General features: G+C 71.8%; 20 protein-coding genes, 1 pseudogene and 1 riboswitch. Of the genes and pseudogenes, 11 read left to right on the forward strand and 10 right to left on the reverse strand.

What is annotated here, in order from left to right; translation table 11 throughout:
- Positions 1–202: pseudogene (locus tag CCS38_RS10565) on the reverse strand (type I methionyl aminopeptidase); the annotation flags it as partial.
- Between the two features lie 120 nt (positions 203–322).
- Here CCS38_RS10565 and CCS38_RS10570 point away from each other — a divergent pair.
- Positions 323–604, forward strand: coding sequence for a helix-turn-helix domain-containing protein (locus CCS38_RS10570; protein ID WP_223732963.1), 282 nt, complete (start codon positions 323–325; stop codon positions 602–604).
- Here CCS38_RS10570 and CCS38_RS10575 read toward each other — a convergent pair.
- Together CCS38_RS10575 and CCS38_RS10580 are read right to left on the reverse strand one after the other, a co-directional pair.
- The gene (locus tag CCS38_RS10575; RefSeq protein ID WP_223732964.1) at positions 601–1,248 is read right to left on the reverse strand and encodes a GNAT family N-acetyltransferase; all 648 of its coding nucleotides are present in this window, start codon (positions 1,246–1,248) and stop codon (positions 601–603) included. The genes CCS38_RS10570 and CCS38_RS10575 overlap by 4 nt on opposite strands.
- Positions 1,249–1,325: 77 nt before the next feature.
- Positions 1,326–1,901: a TerD family protein gene (locus CCS38_RS10580; protein WP_223732965.1), complete on the reverse strand. Its 576-nt coding sequence runs from the start codon at positions 1,899–1,901 to the stop codon at positions 1,326–1,328.
- A 205-nt stretch (positions 1,902–2,106) separates the two neighbouring features.
- Here CCS38_RS10580 and arfB point away from each other — a divergent pair, with 205 nt between their 5' ends.
- Positions 2,107–2,544, forward strand: coding sequence for an alternative ribosome rescue aminoacyl-tRNA hydrolase ArfB (gene arfB, locus CCS38_RS10585; RefSeq protein ID WP_223732966.1), 438 nt, complete (start codon positions 2,107–2,109; stop codon positions 2,542–2,544).
- Positions 2,545–2,558: 14 nt separating this feature from the next.
- On the opposite strand, the gene CCS38_RS10590 is transcribed toward arfB, so the two are convergent.
- A complete protein-coding gene (locus CCS38_RS10590) occupies positions 2,559–3,116 on the reverse strand; it encodes a flavin reductase family protein (protein WP_223732980.1) in 558 nt (185 codons plus the stop codon).
- A 448-nt stretch (positions 3,117–3,564) separates the two neighbouring features.
- Here CCS38_RS10590 and cdgB point away from each other — a divergent pair, with 448 nt between their 5' ends.
- Entirely contained in the window at positions 3,565–5,229 is a 1,665-nt protein-coding gene (gene cdgB / locus CCS38_RS10595; RefSeq protein WP_223732967.1) for a diguanylate cyclase CdgB, read from the forward strand.
- A 304-nt stretch (positions 5,230–5,533) separates the two neighbouring features.
- Positions 5,534–6,457 (forward strand): carbohydrate-binding protein, encoded by a 924-nt coding sequence (locus CCS38_RS10600; protein ID WP_223732968.1) that lies wholly within the window; start codon positions 5,534–5,536, stop codon positions 6,455–6,457.
- 42 nt (positions 6,458–6,499) lie between these two features.
- Here CCS38_RS10600 and pfkB read toward each other — a convergent pair whose 3' ends face one another.
- The 3 genes from pfkB to CCS38_RS10615 all read right to left on the reverse strand — a co-directional run bounded on the left by pfkB (position 6,500) and on the right by CCS38_RS10615 (position 9,735).
- Complete coding sequence (gene pfkB, locus CCS38_RS10605; protein WP_223732969.1) at positions 6,500–7,429, reverse strand: 1-phosphofructokinase; 930 nt, start codon at positions 7,427–7,429, stop codon at positions 6,500–6,502.
- Between the two features lie 183 nt (positions 7,430–7,612).
- Positions 7,613–8,770, reverse strand: coding sequence for an N-acetylglucosamine-6-phosphate deacetylase (gene nagA / locus CCS38_RS10610; RefSeq protein ID WP_223732970.1), 1,158 nt, complete (start codon positions 8,768–8,770; stop codon positions 7,613–7,615).
- Positions 8,770–9,735 (reverse strand): ROK family protein, encoded by a 966-nt coding sequence (locus CCS38_RS10615; protein WP_223732971.1) that lies wholly within the window; start codon positions 9,733–9,735, stop codon positions 8,770–8,772. Before CCS38_RS10615 ends, nagA begins: the two co-directional genes overlap by 1 nt.
- 358 nt (positions 9,736–10,093) lie before the next feature.
- Here CCS38_RS10615 and CCS38_RS10620 point away from each other — a divergent pair, with 358 nt between their 5' ends.
- The 3 genes from CCS38_RS10620 to CCS38_RS10630 all read left to right on the forward strand — a co-directional run bounded on the left by CCS38_RS10620 (position 10,094) and on the right by CCS38_RS10630 (position 12,654).
- Entirely contained in the window at positions 10,094–11,371 is a 1,278-nt protein-coding gene (locus CCS38_RS10620) for an extracellular solute-binding protein (RefSeq protein ID WP_223732972.1), read from the forward strand.
- Positions 11,372–11,442: 71 nt separating this feature from the next.
- A complete protein-coding gene (locus tag CCS38_RS10625) occupies positions 11,443–11,688 on the forward strand; it encodes a DUF3263 domain-containing protein (RefSeq protein WP_223732973.1) in 246 nt (81 codons plus the stop codon).
- A 63-nt stretch (positions 11,689–11,751) separates the two neighbouring features.
- A complete protein-coding gene (locus CCS38_RS10630; RefSeq protein ID WP_223732974.1) occupies positions 11,752–12,654 on the forward strand; it encodes a trehalose-phosphatase in 903 nt (300 codons plus the stop codon).
- 112 nt (positions 12,655–12,766) lie between these two features.
- Here the strand turns inward: CCS38_RS10630 and CCS38_RS10635 are convergent, their stop codons facing one another.
- Positions 12,767–14,248: an alpha,alpha-trehalose-phosphate synthase (UDP-forming) gene (locus CCS38_RS10635; RefSeq protein WP_223732975.1), complete on the reverse strand. Its 1,482-nt coding sequence runs from the start codon at positions 14,246–14,248 to the stop codon at positions 12,767–12,769.
- Between the two features lie 52 nt (positions 14,249–14,300).
- Entirely contained in the window at positions 14,301–15,266 is a 966-nt protein-coding gene (locus CCS38_RS10640; RefSeq protein ID WP_223732976.1) for a glucosyl-3-phosphoglycerate synthase, read from the reverse strand.
- A gap of 150 nt (positions 15,267–15,416) precedes the next feature.
- Positions 15,417–15,575: riboswitch (SAM riboswitch) on the forward strand.
- 17 nt (positions 15,576–15,592) lie between these two features.
- Here CCS38_RS10640 and thrC point away from each other — a divergent pair.
- From thrC to groL, 4 genes are all read left to right on the forward strand, one after another.
- Entirely contained in the window at positions 15,593–16,876 is a 1,284-nt protein-coding gene (gene thrC, locus CCS38_RS10645; protein WP_223732977.1) for a threonine synthase, read from the forward strand.
- Positions 16,877–16,982: 106 nt separating this feature from the next.
- A complete protein-coding gene (locus tag CCS38_RS10650) occupies positions 16,983–17,261 on the forward strand; it encodes a MoaD/ThiS family protein (protein ID WP_223732978.1) in 279 nt (92 codons plus the stop codon).
- A gap of 463 nt (positions 17,262–17,724) precedes the next feature.
- On the forward strand, positions 17,725–17,928 hold the full coding sequence (locus tag CCS38_RS10655; RefSeq protein WP_003986833.1) for a cold-shock protein: 204 nt from the start codon (positions 17,725–17,727) through the stop codon (positions 17,926–17,928).
- A gap of 368 nt (positions 17,929–18,296) precedes the next feature.
- Positions 18,297–19,922, forward strand: a complete 1,626-nt coding sequence (gene groL / locus CCS38_RS10660; protein ID WP_030254570.1) for a chaperonin GroEL — start codon at positions 18,297–18,299, stop codon at positions 19,920–19,922.
- Between the two features lie 118 nt (positions 19,923–20,040).
- On the opposite strand, the gene CCS38_RS10665 is transcribed toward groL, so the two are convergent.
- On the reverse strand, positions 20,041–21,296 hold a 1,256-nt coding region (locus tag CCS38_RS10665; RefSeq protein ID WP_223732979.1), incomplete at its 5' end, for a PTS transporter subunit EIIC.

Consider the following 21,296-nt stretch of genomic DNA (forward strand, 5'->3'; position numbering starts at 1 on the left):
GGGTGGGTGCGAAGGACGGGCGGTAGTGGAGGAAGGGGGAGGTGGCGCCTGCCTCGGCCAGCACCGACCGGGCGACCTCGTCCAGCTCGCTCAGCCGCACGCCGGGCACGGCTGCCGCGCGTACGGCCGTGAGGATGTCGGCGACGACGCGGCCCGCGGGCCGCATGGCGTCGAGCGCGGTGTCGGTCTTGATCTCGACCATGGGTGAACCTCCGTGATGCCGGCCGCGGGCGCGGGCGCGGAAAACGACTGACGACGCCGGTCGCCGGCCGGTCGCCAATTTTTATACCGGTATTTCTTTACCGGTATTAGTATCACGGGCATGGTCCGTACACCTCTGACTCCATGGGAACGCGAGCGCGGCGAGCGGCTGGGCGCGCTGCTGCGGGCGGCGCGCGGCGAGCGCAGCATGGTCGAGATCGCGGCGGCCGCGGGACTCTCGGCGGAGACGCTGCGCAAGATCGAAACGGGGCGGGCGCCGACGGCGGGGTTCTTCACGATCGCCGCGCTGGGCGCGACGCTCGGCATGTCCCTGGACGAACTGGCGGCACTCGCCGCACCGGCGGCCGAGCCCTCCGCGACGCCGCCGGTCGAAGCCGCCTAGAGGGCCTTGTGCAGGACCGTGCACGGGCGGTTCATCGCGTGGTCCGTGCGGTGGTCGATCGCGCGGTAGCCGAGCGCCGACCAGAAGACGAGTGCCTGGGGGTTGGCGTCCAGGACGGCCAGGCGTACACCGTCGTGGCCGGACGCGCGCAGCCGTTCCTCGACCTGCGCCGCCAACCGGCGGCCGCGGCCGGAGCGTTGGTACGCGCCGTGGATCAGGAGCAGGCCGATCCACGGGTACGGGTCGATCGGGTCCGGGTGCTCGGTCAGGGTGACGGCCAGGCCGGTCAGCCGGCCGTGCCCGCTGCCGTCCTCACGGGCGAGCAGCACCTCGGCGGCCGGGTGGACCAGCTCCCCGTTGATGCTCGAGGCGACCTCGTCGCGCTGGATGGCGTACGGGTCGGGGAAGTCGCCGCTGAGGGCGAAGAACGCGGCGTTGGACGCGTAGAGCTCCGTCAGCTCGTCGAGGAGCGGCGGCGGAAGGTGTCCGTCGTGTGCGGCGAGGAGCGACGAGAGCGGTTCCAGCACGAGCGGCATACGGCCCATGCCGGCCGGGGCCGCGGCCGGGCGCAAAGGAGTTCCGCGCGCGCCGAAGGCCCGCCCGCCCGCGCGAACGCGGGCCGGACGGGCCTCCTGGCGCGTCATACGGCAGCCGTGGGGCGGGCCGTACGCAGGGCCGCGCGTGTCCGCTGGGCGGTACGGCGGCCGTCAGGTCCTGACGGTCAGACGTTGACGCCGAAGTCCTGGGCGATGCCGACCAGGCCCGAGGCGTAGCCCTGGCCGACCGCGCGGAACTTCCACTCCGCGCCGTTGCGGTACAGCTCGCCGAAGACCATCGCGGTCTCGGTGGCCGCGTCCTCGCTGAGGTCGTAGCGCGCGATCTCGGTGCCGCCGGCCTGGTTGACGATGCGGATGAAGGCGTTCCGCACCTGGCCGAAGTTCTGGCTGCGGTTCTCCGCGTCGTAGATCGAGACCGGGAAGACGATCTTCTCGATGTCGGCGGGCAGCGCGGCGAGGTTGACGTTGATCTGCTCGTCGTCGCCCTCGCCCTGGCCGGTGACGTTGTCACCGGTGTGCACGATGGACTGGTCCGGCGTGGCCTTGTTGTTGAAGAACACGAAGTGCTGGTCCGAGAAGACCTTGCCCGCCGTGTTGACCGCGATCGCGCTCGCGTCGAGGTCGAAGTCCGTGCCCGTGGTGGTGCGGACGTCCCAGCCGAGGCCGACCGTGACGGCGGTCAGGCCCGGCGCTTCCTTGGTGAGCGAGACGTTGCCGCCCTTGGACAGGCTTACAGCCATGGGAGTGCCCTCTTTCCTCGTCGAATCATCGGGCTCCGTACTCCGGACGAAGCTACCGTCATCCTGCACAACGACTGCCAAGGACCATGAGGTTCCAGCTTCCTTTACTTTCTTTGCCAAGTCCTGATGCCGCCCCCGGCCGCAGATTCATATGAGCGACCAAATCCGGGTGACGGAACGGGGGCGGACACGGGATCATGGGGGCATGTCCGGGCCCTATGTCATCCGCGGTTCGGTCGTCCTCCCGGAGTCGGAGCTCGTCTGGCGCTTCTCACGGTCTTCCGGGCCGGGCGGCCAGCACGTCAACACTTCCGACAGCCAGGTGGAGCTGCGCTTCGACCTGGCTGCGACCGACGCGCTGCCCGAGGTCTGGAAGGACCGCGCGCTGCAGCGGCTGGGGGAGCGCGGGCGGCTGATCGACGGTGGCGTGGTGTCCGTACGGGCGTCCGAGCACCGCTCCCAGTGGCGCAACCGCGAGACGGCCGCGGTGCGGCTCGCGTCGCTGCTGGCGGAGGCGTCCGCGCCGCCGCCGAAGCCGCGCCGCAAGACGCGGATCCCGCGCGGCATCAATGAGCGCAGGCTGCGGGAGAAGAAGCAGCGCGGCGACACGAAGCGCGGCCGTTCGGGCCGCGACTGGCACTGACGGAGGCTCGGGGCCTAGCCCAGCTTCCGGTACCGCCCCCGGAAGTACGTCAGCGGGTTGCTCTCGATGTTCGGGGTGTGGGCGGTCAGTACGCGGCCGATCGTGAGGGTGTGGTCGCCGGCCACGACGCGCTGCTCCGTGCGGCACTCCATCGTGGCGAGGGCGCCCTTCACGAGCGCCGCGCCGGTCCGCTCGCCCCGTATGTGCGGCACGCTCGCGAAGAGGAGGCGGTCGCTGAGGCGGCCCTTCATGGCGAACTGGCCGGCGATGTTGCGCTGGCTCTCCGTCAGGACGGAGACGGCCCACAGGGGCTGCCGCTCCAGGACGTCGTCCATCCGTGAGTCGTTGCGGACGCTCACCATCACCAGCGGCGGATCGAGCGAGACGGACATGAACGCGGTGGCGGTCATCCCCGCGTCCTCCCCGACCGGCAGACCGTCCCCGGCCGCGACATCCTCGTCGGCCGGATCGTCCTCCGGGTCGAGCGCGGTGATCAGTACGACCCCGGCGGCGAGCCGGGACAGGGCGGCACGGAACTCGTCGGCACTCACCCCACCAGCATGCGGGATCATCTCCCGATCAGGGTCGGTCCCCCGGTCAGGGCCGGTTTCCGGGGCGTGGCCGGGCTCCCGGTCGGTGTGCGGATCGGTGACGGCGGCGGCAGGGTTGTTCGTGAACACGTCATGAACGCTAAACGGGAGCGCGGGCGGCCCGCATCGGGCCCTGGGACCAGCCGCGTCCTAGGACCCCCGACGGAGCCGGCGCGTACCGGAGCGGCGGAATTTGCGTTCAGGAAGTTTACGAACACATAGAAGGAAACGTCGGCGTGGCACCGGGAGGGGCCTCTGACGGACTCGTAACTTCATGGCGTGTTCTGTGACTTGAGTCACAGCGAGGGGTAATTGTTGACCCTGTGTACCGGGTGTACAGCTCACTGTGATTCAGTGGCCGTGGCAATCGGACGACTAGAGGACGACATAAAGCCTGGAGTTGCTGTCGAGGTCTCAGGGAGAGCGAGCGATGGAGACCGAGTCGGAGCCATACGTCCGTCTTGCGACCCTGCGGCAGCTGCACCAAGTGGTCGCCGACCTGAACACCGCACGCAGCCTTGCGGACACCCTGCAGGCCGTCGCCGACGGAGCGATCACCGGGCTGGGCTATGAGCTCGCCGCGGTCAATCTCGTACGGCCCGACGGCGACCTCGTGGTGGCCGCGGTCGCCGGGAGCGCGGGCGCCGAGGCGCTGCTGTCCGGCCGCGTCGGCTCCAGGGAGTCCTGGGAGCGCCGGCTGTCCATGGGGGAGCGCTGGGGCGACCTGTGCTTCATCCCGTACACCCAGGGCTGGGTGCTGGACGACGACGATGTCCCGCAGTGGCACACCGCCGGGCCCGCGCCGCGCTTCCCCGACGAGTGGCATCCGATGGACCGCCTCTTCGCGCCCATGTACGCGGCGTCCTCCGGGGGCGGCGACCTGCTCGGCGTGATCTCCGTCGACCGGCCGCGCAACGGGCGCCGTCCGGGCGCCTGGGGCCGCGAGGCGTTGCAGATGTTCGCTTTCCAGGCCGCGATTGCGATCAGTAATGCCCGCCTTCGGGCAAACATGCAGCGTGCGCTGGTCCGTCTGGAGCGCGAGCAGCAGGCGCTGCGGGCGAGCGAGGAAAGCTTCCGGCAGGCATTCGAGTACGCGCCGAGCGGCATGGCCATCGCCGAGATGGGCGGCGACCAGCACGGCCGGCTGCTGCGGACGAACGACGCGCTGTGCCGGCTGCTGGGGCGGCCGGCGTCCGTGATGCGCCGCTACGCCTTCTCCGACCTGGTGCACCCGGAGGACATCGGGACGCTGCTGCGGACCTCGGCCGAGGGCGGCCGCGCCGAGCTGCGGCTGGCCCGCCGGGACGGCTCGTACGTCTGGGTGAGCCTGCGCAACAGCGTCGTGGCCGACACCGCCGACGGCCCGCGCTTCCTGCTCACGCACGTCGAGGACATCGAGGAGCGCAAGCGGCACGAGCTGCAGCTCGCGCACCGCGCCAGCCACGACGCGCTGACCGGCCTGCCCAACAGCGCCGAGCTGCGGACCCGGCTCAGCGCCCGGCTGTGCTCGCGGCCGCCCGGTACGGACGAGGCGGACGCGTTCGCCTCGGCGGCCGGCGGGGAGGACGACGGGCACGGCTTCCTGCCGGACGGCGGCGCCGAGGCGTTCGAGGGCTTCCACCTGGCCCGGACGGGCCCCGCGTACGACAGTCACGTGCACGCGGTCGCGCCCTCGGACGGGCCCGAGGACGACGGTGCCAAGGGGCTCGCCGTGCTCTTCTGCGACCTGGACGGCTTCAAATCGATCAACGACCGGTTCGGCCACCACACGGGTGACGCGGTGCTCATCGAGGTGGCCCGGCGGCTGACCAACGGCGTACGGGACGGGGACACGGTCGCCCGGCTCGGCGGCGACGAGTTCGTCGTGCTGGCGGACGGGCTGGGCAAGGCGGACGCCGAGGACCTGGCCGTACGCCTGCGGAACGCGATCATTCCGCCGATCCGGGTGGACGGCCGGGCCGTGCGGGTCGGCGCCAGCTTCGGCATCGGCTGGGCGGGCTGCGGAATGTCGGCCGAGGAGGTCCTGCAATCCGCTGACCAGCGGATGTACGTCGAGAAGCGGTCCCGCTCGAAGGCGAACCGGCGGGTGAGCTGAGCGCCGGGCGGCCGGCGGCAGCCGGCGGGCGCCCCTTCGCGCCACCCTGCGCCCCTCGGCAAGCCATGTGTCCGAAGACACCTCCGGTCCGCCGGAGGCCGGCCGCACCGCGCTGACCGCCGCCGACCCCGCCGGGCGCCCGCCGTTCACCGTCCTGTAGTGATCTTGTGGCCGTACGGAACCGGCGTACGCGGCTCCGTACCGGGTAGGCTGCGCCGATGCGGCGCGGGCCGCCGGGGGCCTCACAAGCATGTAGACATCAGCACGTAGACATCAGTGCAAGACCGCTGGGGAGTGACGCGGAATGACGGCCGGTAGTAACGGCACGGACACGCCGGAGAACGACGATCCGTTCGGCTACCTCTACCGCTCGGAGGGCGGCGAGGCAGCGCAGGGATCGGCGGGCAACGGCGCGGCGGTGCGGCAGCCGGGCGTTCCCAGGAGGTCGTACAACCAGGTGCGCGCGGTCGGCGAGCGCCAGTACGGCCAGCAGGCGCAGCAGGCGTACGGCCGGCAGAACGCGCACTACGCGGCGCCCGAGACGCTGCAGAACGGTGCGCCGCGCCAGGCCGCTCCGGCAGGTCACGGTGCCGGTGCGGACCAGGGCCCCCGCCGCAACCGCAACGGCCTGCTGATCGGCGCCATCGCCGTCGTCGCCGTGGTCTGCGTCGGCATCGGCGTCGCGATGATCTCCAACAGCGACGACGACAAGTCCGCCGAGGCCGGCGGCGCCGGGGCGTCCGCGGGCGAGAACGTGGAGCCGAGCAAGAAGCCGTCCGACAAGCCGGCCGAGCCCGACCTGCCCAAGGCCGACGCGGGCAGCCTGCGGCTGGACGGCACGGCGACCACGGACAAGGCCATTCCGGGGGCGCGCTCGGCCGGCGGTCTGTACGTCACCGGCATGAACACGCCGGGTGCCGCCGCCACCTGGAAGCTGGATGCGCCGAAGGACGGCCAGTACACCGTCTTCGTCGGGTACGGCGTCCCGGGCAAGGACGCCGACGCGACTCTGTCGATCAACGGCAAGGCCCGCGACTCCAAGCTCAACATGAAGAACTTCGCCGGGGCCCAGGAGGGCGACTGGGCGAAGGGCTGGACCCGCACCTTCGCCTGGGTCGAGCTCACCAAGGGCACCAACACGGTCAAGATCTCCTGCGAGCAGGGGAACAAGTGCGACTTCAACCTTGACCAGGTGTGGCTGAAGGCGGGCCAGGTCACCAAGCCGTAGCGGGGCCGCCGGCCGGGACCGCCGGCCGGGGCCCGCGCCGCCTCAGGCCGCGGCCGGCCCTTCCGTCACGGCGACCCGCCCCAGCAGGTCCTCGTACGTGGCGCGGTCGAATTCGCCCGCGGTCTGGGCCCGTACCGTCGCGGCCGACAGGGCCACCGCGCGGGTCAGCCGGTCCGGCCAGGAGAGCTCCTCCACCAGGCCGGACAGCAGCCCGGCCACCGCCGAGTCGCCCGCTCCCGTGGGGTTGCCCGCAATCCGCTGCGGCGGCGCGGCCTGCCAGGAGCCGTCCGCGGTCACCGCGAGCATGCCGTCCGCGCCGAGCGAGGCCGCGACCGTGTGCGCGCCCCGGCGGCGCGCGTCCCGCGCCGCCCGCAGCGGCTCGTTGTGCCCGGTCAGCGACGCCAGCTCGGCGGCGTTGGGCTTGGCGAGGTCGGGCCGTGCCGCGAGGCCGCGGCGCAGCGGCTCGCCGCTGGTGTCGAGGAGGACGGGGACGCCGGCCGCGCGGGCCGTACGGGTGAGGCGCGCGTACACGTCCACGGGCACGCCGGACGGCAGGCTGCCGCACAGGGCCACCGCCTGGGCGCCGTCGAGGAGTTCGCGGTACCGGGTGAGGAAGGCTTCCCACTCGGCGGGGGAGACGGTCGGGCCCGGCTCGTTGAGCTGGGTCGTGTCGCCGTCGGCGGTGTCCACGACGGCGATGGTGCGCCGGGTGGCGCCGGCGATCGGTACCAGCGCGTCGGTGACGCCGGTCTCCTGGGCGAGCATGGCGCGCAGCGCGTCGCCGGTGCCGCCGCCGGCGAATCCGGTGGCGACGGTGTCATGGCCCAGGGCGGCGAGCACCCGGGCAACGTTCAGGCCCTTGCCGCCGGGGCGTTCGGACACCTCGGTCACCCGGTTGGTGCCGCGCGGGCGGAGCCGCGGTACCCGGTAGGTGATGTCGAGTGCGGCGTTCAGCGTGACCGTGAGGATCATGGTTCCCCCTCCCGCGCAGTGGTCGGACGGCCGTGGTCTACGGCCGGGTACGGACGAGTGCGCGAGCGATCATGCCATCGGCGACGGCAGTTGGCACAGAGCGCAGGTGCCGCCCGGGCCGCGGATGCGGACCAATCGGCCCAGCCCGGGCGGGCGCCGCCCGGACCGTCCGCTCCTGCTTCCTTACCCCGCCTGCGGTGGCCGTACCACCCACTCGCCCCTGCGCATGACGCCCACCAGGTCGTACGACGCGTTCAGTACGACGAGGTCGGCGTCCTTGCCGGGCTCGATGGAGCCGGTGCGGTCGTCGATGCCCAGCAGCCGGGCCGGGTTGCCGGACAGGGCCTGTACTGCTGCCTCGATGCCGATGCCGTCGATCGTGACGGCCCGCTTGAAGGCGAGGTCCAGGGTGAGCGTGGAGCCCGCGATCGAGCCGGCCGTGGGGCCGCCGTGGATGCGCGCAACGCCGTCCTTGACCTCGACCTCCATCGGGCCGAGCGGGTACATGCCGTCGCTCATGCCGGCCGCGCCCATCGCGTCGGTGATGAACGCGACCCGCTCCGCGCCCGCGTGACGGAACGCCAGCTGCAGCACGGACGGGTGCAGATGGGTGCCGTCGTTGATCAGCTCGACGGTGATCCGCTCGTCCTCCAGGAGCGCGGCGATCGGGCCGGGGGTGCGGTGGTTCAGGCCCGGCATGGCGTTGAAGAGGTGCGTGGCGACGGTGGCGCCCGCGTCGATGGCCTGGCGCGTCGCGTCGTACGAGGAGTCGGTGTGGCCGATGGCCGCGATGACGCCGGACTCGGCCAGCAGGCGTACGGAGTCCAGGCCGCCGGGCAGTTCGGGGGCGAGGGTCATCATCTTCGCCGTGCCGCGGGCCGCGTCGACCAGCTTGCGGACGTCCGCCGGGTCCGGGTCGCGCAGCAGTTCGGGCTGGTGGGCGCCGCAGCGGTGGGCCGAGATGAACGGGCCCTCGAAGTGGATGCCGGCCAGCTCGCCCTGCTCGACCAGTTCGGAGAGGACGGCGGCCTGCCGGGCCAGGTCGGCCAGGTCGCCGGTGACGGTGGAGGCGGCCATGGAGGTGGTGCCGTGGCGGCGGTGGGTGCCGGCGACCTTGAGGCACTCCTCGGGGTCGGCGGAGGAGAACGAGCCGCCGCCCCCGCCGTGCACGTGCATGTCCACGAAGCCGGGGACGATCAGGTGGCCGGACAGGTCGACGGTGGTGCCGCCGGCCGCGGGGCCCACGGCGAGCCGGTGCCCGTCGACCGTGAGGGTGAGGCCGTCGACGACGCCCGCGGGCAGCGCCACCCGGGCGCCGCTGAGGATGGTTCGGTCCGCCATCAGGCAGTTACCTCCGTGGAGAGAAGATCCCGGGCCAGCAGTCCTGCGCCCAGGCAGCCGGCGGCGTCCCCGAGCGCCGCGGGAACGATCGAGGGGAGCGGCTGGAAGGTAACCCGCCGCCGGACCGCCTCCCGCAGAGGCACGAACAGCGTGTCGCCCGCCTCGGCGAGCCCGCCGCCGATGATCAGGGTCCGCGGATCGAGCAGCGTGAGGCAGGTGACCAGGCCGTCCGCGAGCGCGTCGACGGCCTCCTGCCAGACGGCCACGGCGCGCGGGTCGCCGGACTCGACCGCTTTGGCGGCGTCCGCCGCCGTGGCGTCCGGGTCACCGCAGGCGGCGGCCCAGGCCCGGCCGACGGCGGCGGCGGAGGCCAGCGTCTCCAGGCAGCCGCGCTGGCCGCAGCCGCACGGCGCGCCCTGGGGGCGTACGACGATGTGCCCGATCTCGCCCGCGCTGCCGTGCGCCCCGGCTTCGATCCGGCCGCCGATGCCGATGGCGGCCGCGATGCCGGTGCCCAGCGGCAGGAAGACGAACCGGTCGGCGCCCTTGCCCGCGCCGATCCGGCCCTCGGCGAGCCCGCCGGTGCGCACGTCGTGGCCGAGCGCCACGGGGACGCCGCCGAGCCGCTCCGAGAGGAGGGCGCGCAGCGGGACGTCCCGCCAGCCGAGGTTGGCGGCGTACACGGCGGTGCCGCCGGCCTCGTCGATGATGCCGGGGACGGCGACGCCGGCTGCCGCCGCGGGAGCGCCGTACCGCTGCGCACCCAGGTCGCGCAGCTCGGCGGCGAAGTCGAGGATCGTCCCGACCACCGCCTCGGGGCCGCGCTCGCGTCCGGTGGGGCGGCGCGCCTCGTGCAGCAGGACGGGCGGCCGGGCGGGCGTCCCTGCGGAGGACGGCGCCTCCGTACCGACGAGCGCGGCCTTGATCCCGGTGCCGCCCACATCGAGCGCGATGACATGTCTCACGCGGCACAGTCTCCCGCGAGAAGCGCCGAGAGGTCTAGTCCACTACGGGCTCGGTGTCGGTGTGCCGGGGCGGAGGGCCGGTTCATGCGCCGTACACAGGGAGTTGGGCGGCAGGTCGCGCACCCGGAGCCGGCGGGCGCCGGGCGCGGCGTGGGCGCGGGGTGGCCGGGAGGCCGTCCGGAGGAGGCCCGCGTTCCGGTTCGCTGATGCGAAACGGAGACCTCATTTGGTGTAGACCTTGTGAGGGTGTGCGGGGCAGACTCGCAGCTCATGCGCCCGACGGGGGGTGATCCCCGCCGCCGCGGCGCGTCCCGGAACGTACGGCACATCTGGACTCAAAGGGCGGAACAGGGCAGCAATGGCAGGACAGCGACGCTACAAGAGCCTGGCGGCGGCGGGTATCGCGACAGCCATGACGCTGACACTGGCCTCCTGCTCCGGCGGCCCCGTGGGCGCCGACGACGTCACCCTGAAGCTGGTCGCCGCCGACTACGGCGACGGCGCCGCCAACTCCAGCAAGCACTACTGGCACGACGTGGTCGAGGCGTTCGAGGCCAAGCACCCGCACATCAAGGTCGACGTCGACGTCTACAGCTGGAAGGACGTCGACAAGGAGGTCGAGAAGCGGGTCGAGGCCGGCAACGCCCCCGACATGGCCCAGATCGGCGCCTACGCCGACTACGCCGCCGAGGGCAAGCTCTACAGCGCCGACGACCTGCTCTCCATCAGCACCCAGGCGGACTTCACGCCCGGCCTCGCGGAGGCGGGGGAGTACCACCGCGTCCAGTACGGCATGCCCTTCGGGGCCAGCACGCGCCGCCTCTTCTACAACAAGAAGCTCTTCGAGCAGGCCGGCATCGCGAGCCCGCCCAAGACCTGGTCCGACATCAAGCAGGACGCGCAGCTCCTGAAGGCCGCGGGCGTCAAGACCCCCTTCGCGCTGCCGCTCGGCCCCGAGGAGACCCAGGCCGAGACCATGATCTGGATGCTGAGCGGGGACGGCGGCTACACCGACTCCATCGGCAAGTACACGATCGACTCGCGGCAGAACATCCGCACGTTCAAGTGGGTCAAGGACAACCTTGTCACCCCGGGCCTGACCGGCACCGACCCCGCGAAGCTCAACCGGCAGGACGGCTTCAACGCCTTCGCGAGCGGCCAGGTCGGCATGCTCAACGGCCACCCCACGCTGATGCAGCAGGCCAAGTCCAAGGGCGTCGACTACGGCACCGTTGCCCTCCCCGGCATCACCGGCCCGGCCAAGTCCACCATGGGCGTCGCCGACTGGATGATGGGCTTCAAGCAGAACGGGCACCGCGCCGAGATCGGCAAGTTCCTCGATTTCGTCTACAACGAGGACAACGTCATGCGGTTCTCCGGCGATTACGGCCTGCTGCCGGTCACCGTCTCCGCCTCCCAGAACATGCTCGCCGACGACAAGTACAAGAAGCTGCACGGCTTCCTGAAGCAGCTGCCGGAAGCGGAGTTCTACCCCGCCGACAAGACCTCCTGGCCGCTGGTCAGCAAGACCATCAAGGCCAAGATGGGCGACGCGGTCGGCAAGAACGGCGACCCCGCATCGGTGCTCACCGACATCCAGAACACCGCGGACGAGGCGGACAGCGCGACGCGGTGACGCCCGGCGGGTGCGGGGCGCCCGGCCGGGTGATCAGTAGGGATGTCGTACCGCGGGGCTATCGTGGTCGTGTGGTCCCCGAATCGCCGTCCGAGCGGCTGTCAGCGCGTGACGAGGCCGTGCTCGCCGTGGAGCGCCGCTCCTGGTCCGGGCCCGGCGCCAAGGAGCGCGCCATACGGGAGCGGCTCGGCATCTCGCCGACCCGCTACTACCAGTTGCTCAACGCCCTCCTGGACGACCCGCGGGCCCTGGCCCACGACCCGGTGACGGTGAATCGCCTGCGCCGGGTGCGGGAGCAGCGGCGGGCCCGTCGCTGACGGCCGTCTTGGAGATCGTCGTACGACCTCCGTACGCCCCGCCCCACCGATAGGCTCGGCCCCATGGGCAGCCCCGAGAACCTCCTCGCGCAGCCGATGACCGAAGCGGGCCGTGCGGGCCTGGCCGGCTTTCTCGCCCGGCCGGCCGACACCGTCGTCGCGCTCGACTTCGACGGCACCCTCGCCGGCATCGTCCCCGACCCCGAGCAGGCCCGCGCGCACCCCGGCGTGGTCCAAGCGCTCACACGCCTCGCCCCGCTGCTGCGCGCCGTCGTAGTGATCACCGGCCGTCCGGCGGAGACGGCCGTCCGGCTCGGCGGCTTCGCCGACGCGGACGGCCTGGACCACCTCGTCGTCCTCGGCCACTACGGCGCGGAGCGCTGGGAGGCCGCCACCGGCCGGATCGAGGCGCCCGCGCCGCCGCCGGGCGTCGCCGCGGCGACCGCCGAGCTGCCGGGCCTGCTGGCGGACTCAGGCGCCTGGCAGGACGGGCCGGCCGACGCCGAGATCGAGGCCACGATCGAGGCCGCGATCGAGACCAAGGGTGGCCGGGCCGTCGCCGTGCACACCCGCCGCACCGCCGACCCGCAGGGCACCTTCGAGGCGCTGCGCGCGCCGCTGGCCGCGCTCGCCGAGCGGCACGGCCTGATCGTCGAGCCGGGCCGTTTCGTCCTGGAGCTGCGCCCGCCCGGCGTCGACAAGGGCGTCGCGCTCACCTCGTACGTACGCGAGGTGGAGGCCGGTGCGGTTCTCTACGCGGGCGACGACCTCGGGGACCTGGCCGCCTACGCCGCCGTCGACGCGCTCCGCGCCGAGGGCCTGCCCGGAGTACTGGTGTGCAGCTCGGCGACGGCGGGCGAGGGCGCCGAGGAACTGGCGGACCGCGCGGACCTGGTGGTACCGGGCCCACAGGGCGTCGTCGAACTGCTGACGAGGCTGGCAGAAGCGATCGCGACGCACGCCTGAGGGCGCGCCCCGCAGGGGCGCAGCCCCAGGGGCGCGGGGAACTGCGCGACCAGCCACAACGGCGGGACAGCCGGAAAGCCCACCGCCCGGGGCACCCCGGAACCCGGCCGGCTCAGCCCCGCAGCGCCCGAAGCTGCTCCAGGAACCACTGCGCCGGCGGCAGCGCCGTCGCCGCCGCCGCCAACCGCTTGGCGCGCTCGGCCCGCTCATCGAGCGGCATGGTCAGCGCCGCGTGCAGCGCCTCGGCCGTGCCCCCGATGTCGTACGGATTGACCACCAGCGCGTCCTCCGCCAGCTCCGCGCAGGCCCCGGCCTCCCGGGAGAGCACCAGCGCGCAGCCCGCCTCGGACACCACCGGCACCTCCTTCGCGACCAGATTCATGCCGTCGCGGATCGGGTTGACCAGCGCGACGTCGGCGAGCCGGTAGGCGGCCAGGGAGCGCGCGAAGTCGTCCTTGACGTGCAGCACGACCGGCAGCCAGCCGTCCGTGCCGAACTCGTCGTTGATCTCTTCCGCCAGCCGCCCGACCTCCTCGGTGTACTGCCGGTACACCGCCAGGTCCTGCCGCGAGGGGTAGGCGAACGCTATGTGCACCACCCGGCCGCGCCACTCGGGCCGGTCGGTCAGCAGCCGCCGGTACGCCTGGAGGCCGCGCACGATGTTCTTCGACAGCTCCGTACGGTCCACCCGGACGATCGTCTTCCGCGGCGCGCCGTCCTCTCCGGTGCCGATCTGCCCGCGCAGGTCCGCCAGCCGCTCGTCGACGTCCGGCTGCCGGGAGCGCTCGCGCAGGAAGTCCGCGTCGGCGCCCAGGCCGTGCACCCCGAGCCGGGTGGTCCGGCCCTCGTACGTGACGCGCAGCCCCGCGTCCCCGTCTCTGGCGACCTCGGCGCCCAGCACCACGGCGCAGCACTCCGCGAACGCCGCGGCCCAGCGGTGGGTCAGGAATGCTGCCCGGTCGCCGCCCAGGATGCCGCGCAGCACCTCGGCCGCCACGTCGTCCGGCAGCAGCCGGAAGTAGTCCGGCGGCGCCCAGGGGGTGTGCGAGAAGTGGCCGATGCGCAGGTCGGGGCGGCGCTCGCGGAGCAGCCCCGGGACCAGCGTGAGGTGGTAGTCCTGCACGAGGACGGCCGCGCCGGGCGCCGCGGCCTCGGCGAGCGCGTCGGCGAAGGCGGCGTTGTACGCCTCGTACGACGCCCACTGGCTGCGGAAATCCGCGTCGAACGCGGGCTCCAGCGGCGTCTGGTAGAGCAGGTGGTGGACGAACCACAGCACGGAGTTGGCGACGCCGTTGTACGCGTCGGCGAAGACCTCGGGCGCGATGTCCAGCATCCGGACGGACTGTCCGCCGGTGTCGCCGGGGTCCAGCAGCCCGTCGCCGGCGGCGGCCCGCCGGGCCGCCTCGCGGTCGCCGTCGCCGAGCGCGGCGCACACCCACACCGCCCCGGCGTCCGGGCCGATGGCCGACAGGCCGGAGACCAGACCGCCACCGCCGCGCCGGGAGGTCAGCGTGCCGTCCTCGCCCAAGGCGTAGGAGACCGGACCGCGGTTGGACGCGACGAGAACCTGGGCACCTGAGCTGGAGGAGACCATGCCGATGACCTAACCCGCGACAGATCCGCTCAAACGTGCGGCCGCCCCGTCCTCATGCCGCGCGCCGCTCCGCGTACTCCGGTATGCCGCGCATCGGCGGCCGCTCCTCGGTGTCCACGTCGGTCGTCCGCGGGACGAACCCGCCCTCCTCGCCGCGGTCGAACTGGGTGAGCCGGGGCCGTACGAGGTGCCCGCGTGCCAGCCGGAGCTGGGCGGTGCGGTAGATCGCCGCGGCCATCCGGCCGAGCGCCTGCCCGTCCTGGTGCCGGTGCTTGCGCACGCCCACGTCCACCTGCGCCAGCGCGTCCAGGCCGACCGTGTGCAGCGCGTCGACCAGCAGGCCCAGCTCGACGCCGTACCCGACGGGGAAGGGCAGCCGCTCCAGCAGCGACCGGCGGGCCGCGTATTCGCCGCCCAGCGGCTGGACGAAGCCGGCCAGCTGCGGCCAGTGCAGATTGAGCAGCGGGCGGGCCACCAGCTCGGTGACCCGTCCCCCCTGGCCCGCCTTCGGGCCGCCGGCGCCCTCGCCGAGCGGCCGGTCGTACATCGCCTTCACGAACTGCACCTCGGGGTCGGTGAGCAGCGGCCCGACGATCCCGGAGACGAAGGCGGCGGAGAACTCGCGCAGGTCGGCGTCGACGAAGCAGACGATGTCGCCGCCGGTGGCCAGCAGCGAGCGCCACAGCACCTCGCCCTTGCCGGGCACCGTCGCCAGCCGCGGCAGGATCGCGTCGCGGTGCACGACCCGGGCGCCCGCGGCGGCCGCGACCTCGGCGGTGCGGTCGGTGGAGCCGGAGTCCACCACGACCAGCTCGTCGACCAGGGGCGCCGCCGCGGACATCAGATCGCGACGGATGATCTCCACGATCGTGCCGACCGTGGCCTCCTCGTCGAGCGCGGGCAGCACTACGCTGACCGTCTGCCCGGTGCGGCTCTTCGCGGCCAGCAGCTGGTCGAGCGGTCGGTCGGCGGCAGACCAGGAGCGGCCGGCCAGCCAGCGCTCCACCTCTTCCAGCACGTATCCGTCTCCCTAAAGTGATCCATCTCGCGCATCGGACGACTATCTCAACCGTGCACGCCTTCGGTTACAGTCTTGAACAACGCGGATGACCACCGCATGCCGGGGTCACCGCTGAACAAACGCCTGTGTTTCGAACGCAGGCCATACCGCTCATCCAGAGGGGCAGAGGGATACGGCCCGTTGAAGCCCCGGCAACCCTCCAGCCGGTCTTGCCGCCAGGACACTGAAGTCCGCCGCGCGAGGCTCCCGGCTAGGGAAGGTGCCAAATCCGTCTCGCGGCGAGATGCGCCGCGAGGAAGATGAGGAGAAAGGGCCTCGCCTCCATGGCTGTGCAAGCTGCAGAAACCACCTCCACCGTCTCCCTCGGTCCCGCCGCCGCGCTGTCCTGCCGCGAGTGCGGTACGCGCTTCCCGCTCGGCCCGATCTTCGCGTGCCAGGAATGTTTCGGGCCGCTCGAAGTGGCATACGACCTGCCGAGCGGCGACCCCGAGGGCTTGAAGAAGCAGATCGAGGCCGGTCCGAACAACATCTGGCGCTACGCGCCGCTGCTGCCCGTCCCCGCCGACGTGGCCGACAAGCCCAACCTCAACCCGGGCTTCACCAAGCTGGTCCAGGCCGACCGCCTCGCCGCCGAGCTGGGCGTCACCGGCGGCCTGTACGTGAAGGACGACTCCGGCAACCCGACGCACTCCTTCAAGGACCGCGTCGTGGCGATCGCCGTCGAGGCCGCCCGCGCCTTCGGCTTCACCACCCTGTCCTGCTCCTCCACCGGCAACCTGGCCGGTGCGGTCGGCGCCGCGGCGCGCCGGGCGGGCTTCCGCTCCTGCGTGTTCATCCCGCACGACCTGGAGGCCGGCAAGGTCGTCATGGCCGCGGTGTACGGCGGCGACCTGGTCGGCATCGAGGGCAACTACGACGACGTCAACCGCTTCTGCTCCGAGCTCATCGGCGACCCGCTGGGCGAGGGCTGGGGCTTCGTGAACGTCAACCTCCGCCCGTACTACGGCGAGGGCTCCAAGACGCTCGCGTACGAGATCTGTGAGCAGCTCGGCTGGGAGCTCCCGGACCAGCTGGTCATCCCGATCGCCTCGGGCTCGCAGCTCACGAAGATCGACAAGGGGCTCAAGGAGCTCATCGCGCTCGGCCTCGTCGAGGACAAGCCGTACAAGATCTTCGGCGCCCAGGCCGAGGGCTGCTCGCCGGTGTCCACCGCCTTCAAGGCCGGCCACGACGTCGTACGCCCGCAGAAGCCGAACACCATCGCCAAGTCGCTGGCCATCGGCAACCCGGCCGACGGCCCGTACGTGCTGGACATCGCCCGGCGCACCGGCGGCGCGGTCGAGGACGTCAACGACGAGCAGGTCGTGGACGCGATCAAGCTGCTGGCCCGTACGGAGGGCATCTTCGCGGAGACCGCGGGCGGCGTGACCGTCGGCGTCACCAAGAAGCTCATCGAGAACGGGCAGATCGACCCGGCGAAGTCCCTCGTCGTCCTCAACACCGGTGACGGCCTGAAGACGCTGGACGCCGTGGCGCCGACCACCGGCCCGACCGCGACCATCCGCCCGAGCCTGGACGCGTTCCGCGAGGCCGGTCTCGACAAGTAGGGGGTTCCGGCGGGCCCGTTCGGCGGGCCCGCGCCGCCTCCCAGCTCCGCCGCGCCGCGGAGCCCATGTACTCGTTTTCCCGGAACCTGGAAGGTAGAAGAACCCCATGAGCGTCAGCGTCCGCATCCCCACCATCCTCCGCACCTACACCGGCGGCCAGGCCGAGGTCGCCGCCGAGGGCGCGACCCTCTCCGAGGTCATCGCGGACCTGGAGAAGAACCACAACGGCATCTCGGCCCGCGTCCTGGACGACCAGGGCAAGCTGCGCCGCTTCGTGAACGTCTACGTCAACGACGACGACGTGCGCTTCGAGCAGGGCCTGGAGACCCCGACGCCGGACGGCGCGGGCGTCTCGATCATCCCCGCGGTGGCCGGCGGCTGCTGAAGTCCGTCGCCGCCTGCGCACGCCTTTAGTGCGCCCTGTGTGCGCCCCCTGTGCATCGTCTCGTGGGTGCCCGCATATGCCTCCCGGAATCGCCCCGTCCGCAGCAAAAGCGGACGGGGCGATTCCATGTCGTTAAAGGCGATACAGTTGAGGTGAATCCTCTTCGCGCGCGTGCCCCACGCATATGAGAACGCGACAAGATGTGCCCAAAGTGTGTGCGCATTTTGTCGCGTTGATGAGCTATGCCCGGCCCGGCTTGCCCTGAATTATTTAGACTTCGCCGCAAATCGGCGAATGGTCGTGGGCAGAATTCTCGTCCGATTGACCTGTTGCGCTGGGCATTGGTGCAGATACATTCAGCGGCGGTCGACGCGTTCCGGCGCACACCCTCCTTGGGGGTGAGGTCTGACCCGGGTCCGCGGAGTGCGGTCCTGCGCAAGGGCCAGCAATAGGGGAGTTAGGAATGGCTCAGGGCACCGTCAAGTGGTTCAACGCGGAGAAGGGGTACGGCTTCATCGCGGTCGACGGTGGTGCGGATGTTTTCGTCCACTACAGCGCGATCCAGATGGACGGCTACCGCACCCTTGAGGAAGGTCAGCGGGTCGAGTTCGAGATCTCGCAGGGCCAGAAGGGGCCGCAGGCGGACATGGTTCGCGTGGCCGGCTGAGCGCCGACCGACTGCAGCGTACGGAGGCCCGTGCCCCCTTGAGGGGGCGCGGGCCTTCTGTTGTGCACGGGGGCGCGCCGGCTCGTGTGTACGGGTGCGCGCCCGCCCGTGTGCACGGGTGTGCGCTGGCCCGGGCCCTTGCGGTGCTGCCGCACGATCCCGCAGCCTGGGCTGAGGCGCTTGCACTCGAGGGGGTCGAGTGCTAATCATTGCGTTAGCACTCTGAAGGTGAGAGTGACAGAACTTCGGATCGGGCCGGTGAGGCCCGCGGCCCGGTGGGGCAGGGAACCACTGGGCTGCAGGCCGTCCGTCGCGGGCACCAGCGCGGTCCACTGCGTTTCCACCCCTGTCCGGGAGGACCACTTCACATGGCCAAGATCATCGCGTTCGACGAGGAGGCACGGCGCGGTCTCGAGCGCGGGATGAACCAGCTCGCCGACGCCGTCAAGGTCACCCTTGGCCCCAAGGGCCGCAACGTCGTCCTTGAGAAGAAGTGGGGCGCCCCCACGATCACCAACGATGGTGTCTCCATCGCCAAGGAGATCGAGCTCGAGGACCCGTACGAGAAGATCGGCGCCGAGCTGGTCAAGGAGGTCGCGAAGAAGACGGACGACGTCGCCGGTGACGGCACGACGACCGCGACCGTCCTGGCCCAGGCCCTGGTCCGCGAGGGCCTGCGCAACGTCGCGGCCGGCGCCAACCCGATGGCCCTGAAGCGCGGCATCGAGCGCGCCGTCGAGGCCGTCTCCGCCGCCCTGCTGGAGCAGGCGAAGGACGTGGAGACCAAGGAGCAGATCGCCTCCACCGCCTCCATCTCCGCCGCCGACACCCAGATCGGTGAGCTCATCGCCGAGGCCATGGACAAGGTCGGCAAGGAAGGCGTCATCACCGTCGAGGAGTCCCAGACCTTCGGTCTGGAGCTCGAGCTCACCGAGGGTATGCGCTTCGACAAGGGCTACATCTCGGCGTACTTCGCCACCGACATGGAGCGTATGGAGGCGTCGCTCGACGACCCGTACATCCTGATCGTCAACTCCAAGATCTCCAACGTGAAGGACCTCCTTCCGCTGCTGGAGAAGGTCATGCAGTCGGGCAAGCCGCTGCTGATCATCGCGGAGGACGTCGAGGGCGAGGCCCTGTCGACCCTGGTCGTCAACAAGATCCGTGGCACCTTCAAGTCCGTCGCCGTGAAGGCCCCGGGCTTCGGTGACCGCCGCAAGGCCATGCTCGGCGACATCGCCATCCTCACCGGTGGCACCGTCATCTCCGAGGAGGTCGGCCTCAAGCTCGAGAACGCCGGTCTGGACCTCCTGGGCCGCGCCCGCAAGGTCGTCATCACCAAGGACGAGACCACCATCGTCGACGGTGCCGGTGACAGCGAGCAGGTTCAGGGCCGCGTCAACCAGATCCGCGCCGAGATCGAGAACAGCGACTCGGACTACGACCGCGAGAAGCTGCAGGAGCGCCTGGCGAAGCTCGCCGGCGGTGTTGCGGTCATCAAGGCCGGTGCCGCGACCGAGGTCGAGCTCAAGGAGCGCAAGCACCGCATCGAGGACGCCGTTCGCAACGCGAAGGCGGCCGTCGAGGAGGGCATCGTCGCCGGCGGTGGCGTCGCCCTGCTGCAGGCTTCCTCGGTCTTCGAGAAGCTCGAGCTCGAGGGCGACGAGGCCACCGGTGCCGCCGCTGTGAAGCTGGCCCTGGAGGCCCCGCTGAAGCAGATCTCCGTCAACGGCGGCCTCGAGGGCGGCGTCGTGGTGGAGAAGGTGCGCAACCTGGCCGTCGGCCACGGCCTGAACGCCGCGACCGGCGAGTACGTCGACATGATCGCCGAGGGCATCATCGACCCCGCCAAGGTCACCCGCTCCGCGCTGCAGAACGCCGCCTCCATCGCGGCGCTCTTCCTCACCACCGAGGCCGTCATCGCCGACAAGCCGGAGAAGGCCGCCGCGGGCGGCGCCCCGGGCGGCATGCCGGGCGGTGACATGGACTTCTGATCCCCCCTCCCGGGAACGGATCAGCTGTTCATCGCTGTACGAACCGAGGGCGGCACCCCATCACGGGGTGCCGCCCTCGGGCGTTTCCACGGCTGTCGTCGCTGTCGTGGCTGCCGGGTCAGACGGACGCGGGCTCCTTCGCCGTGGAGGGGCCGCCGCCGGCGGCGGCCGAGCCGGTCCCCGTGCCGCCGGCCACCGGGGAGCGCGCAGCGTTGGCGTCGGCGTTCAGATCGGTCAGCATTTGTTTGCTGAAGCCGAAGAAGTAGGTGGCCAGGAAGCCGACGAGGTAGCCGGCCAGGAGGCCGATGGCGTAGATGAGGGCGGTGGCGGCCAGGTCGTGGTTGCCCTTGAGGAGGGGGAAGAGGGCCCAGCCGGAGGGGCCGATGGCGGTGGAGCCGACGGCCGTGCCGAGCTGGTTGAAGAGGCCGACGAATGCGCCGCCGAACGCGCCGCCGACGCAGGCGGTGATGAAGGGGCGGCCGAGGGGGAGCGAGACGCCGTAGATCAGGGGCTCGCCGACGCCGAGGAAGCCGGCGGGGAGGGCCGACTTGATGGTCGTACGGATCGAGCCGTTGCGGGGGAGGCGGAGGTAGACGGCGATGGCCGCGCCCACCTGGCCCGCGCCCGCCATGGCGAGGATCGGCAGCAGGACCGTGTAGTTCTGCTGCTCGATGAGGGTGGTGTGGATGGGGATGAGGGCCTGGTGGAGGCCGAGCATCACCAGCGGGAGGAACAGGCCGCCGAGGACGAAGCCGGCGAGCGCGCCGCCGTGGGCGAGGAGCCAGTTGGCGGCCGTACCGATCGCGGCGGACACCTCGCCCGCCGCGTACATCAGGCCGAAGATCGTCACCAGGCCGGTGAGCAGGACCGTGAGGGTGGGGGTGACGAGGACGTCGAGGGATTCGGGCACCCATCTGCGGCACCACTTCTCGATGTGGACGGCCAGTACCGCGGCGCCCAGTGCGCCCAGTACGCCGCCCTGGCCCGGGGAGAGCTGCTGGCCGAACGCGGTGATGTCCGCGACGCCGGGGAAGACGATGATCGCGGCGACCGCGCCGCCGAGGATCGGGGTGCCGCCGAACTCCTTCGCCGTGTTGTAGCCGACGAACACCGCGATCAGGGCCATGAAGCCGGAGGCGATGGCGGTGAGCGCGGGGACGAGGGAGGGCAGCCAGCCGAGGTTGGTGAGCAGGCCGTTGATGCCGGCGATGATGCCGCAGCCGATCAGAGCCGGGATCAGCGGGACGAAGATGTTCGCGATCCGGCGGAGGAAGAGCTTGAAGGGGGTGGCGTTCGCCGCCTTCCGGCGCGCCTTGATGGCGGCACCCCGGTCGGCCAGCTCGTCGGCGGTGGTGGTGGGCGCGGACGGGGAGC

Source organism: Streptomyces purpurogeneiscleroticus (assembly GCF_020024005.1).
In the GTDB taxonomy this organism is placed as follows: domain Bacteria; phylum Actinomycetota; class Actinomycetes; order Streptomycetales; family Streptomycetaceae; genus Streptomyces; species Streptomyces purpurogeneiscleroticus.

Bases quoted from the DNA above. Each gene is read 5' to 3' on its own strand.
- CCS38_RS10570 (WP_223732963.1), top strand. From the start codon at position 323: ATGGTCCGTACACCTCTGACTCCATGGGAACGCGAGCGCGGCGAGCGG.
- CCS38_RS10575 (WP_223732964.1), bottom strand. From the start codon at position 1,248: ATGACGCGCCAGGAGGCCCGTCCGGCCCGCGTTCGCGCGGGCGGGCGG.
- CCS38_RS10580 (WP_223732965.1), bottom strand. From the start codon at position 1,901: ATGGCTGTAAGCCTGTCCAAGGGCGGCAACGTCTCGCTCACCAAGGAA.
- arfB (WP_223732966.1), top strand. From the start codon at position 2,107: ATGTCCGGGCCCTATGTCATCCGCGGTTCGGTCGTCCTCCCGGAGTCG.
- CCS38_RS10590 (WP_223732980.1), bottom strand. From the start codon at position 3,116: ATGATCCCGCATGCTGGTGGGGTGAGTGCCGACGAGTTCCGTGCCGCC.
- cdgB (WP_223732967.1), top strand. From the start codon at position 3,565: ATGGAGACCGAGTCGGAGCCATACGTCCGTCTTGCGACCCTGCGGCAG.
- CCS38_RS10600 (WP_223732968.1), top strand. From the start codon at position 5,534: ATGACGGCCGGTAGTAACGGCACGGACACGCCGGAGAACGACGATCCG.
- pfkB (WP_223732969.1), bottom strand. From the start codon at position 7,429: ATGATCCTCACGGTCACGCTGAACGCCGCACTCGACATCACCTACCGG.
- nagA (WP_223732970.1), bottom strand. From the start codon at position 8,770: ATGGCGGACCGAACCATCCTCAGCGGCGCCCGGGTGGCGCTGCCCGCG.
- CCS38_RS10620 (WP_223732972.1), top strand. From the start codon at position 10,094: ATGGCAGGACAGCGACGCTACAAGAGCCTGGCGGCGGCGGGTATCGCG.
- CCS38_RS10630 (WP_223732974.1), top strand. From the start codon at position 11,752: ATGGGCAGCCCCGAGAACCTCCTCGCGCAGCCGATGACCGAAGCGGGC.
- CCS38_RS10635 (WP_223732975.1), bottom strand. From the start codon at position 14,248: ATGGTCTCCTCCAGCTCAGGTGCCCAGGTTCTCGTCGCGTCCAACCGC.
- thrC (WP_223732977.1), top strand. From the start codon at position 15,593: ATGGCTGTGCAAGCTGCAGAAACCACCTCCACCGTCTCCCTCGGTCCC.
- CCS38_RS10650 (WP_223732978.1), top strand. From the start codon at position 16,983: ATGAGCGTCAGCGTCCGCATCCCCACCATCCTCCGCACCTACACCGGC.
- CCS38_RS10655 (WP_003986833.1), top strand. From the start codon at position 17,725: ATGGCTCAGGGCACCGTCAAGTGGTTCAACGCGGAGAAGGGGTACGGC.
- groL (WP_030254570.1), top strand. From the start codon at position 18,297: ATGGCCAAGATCATCGCGTTCGACGAGGAGGCACGGCGCGGTCTCGAG.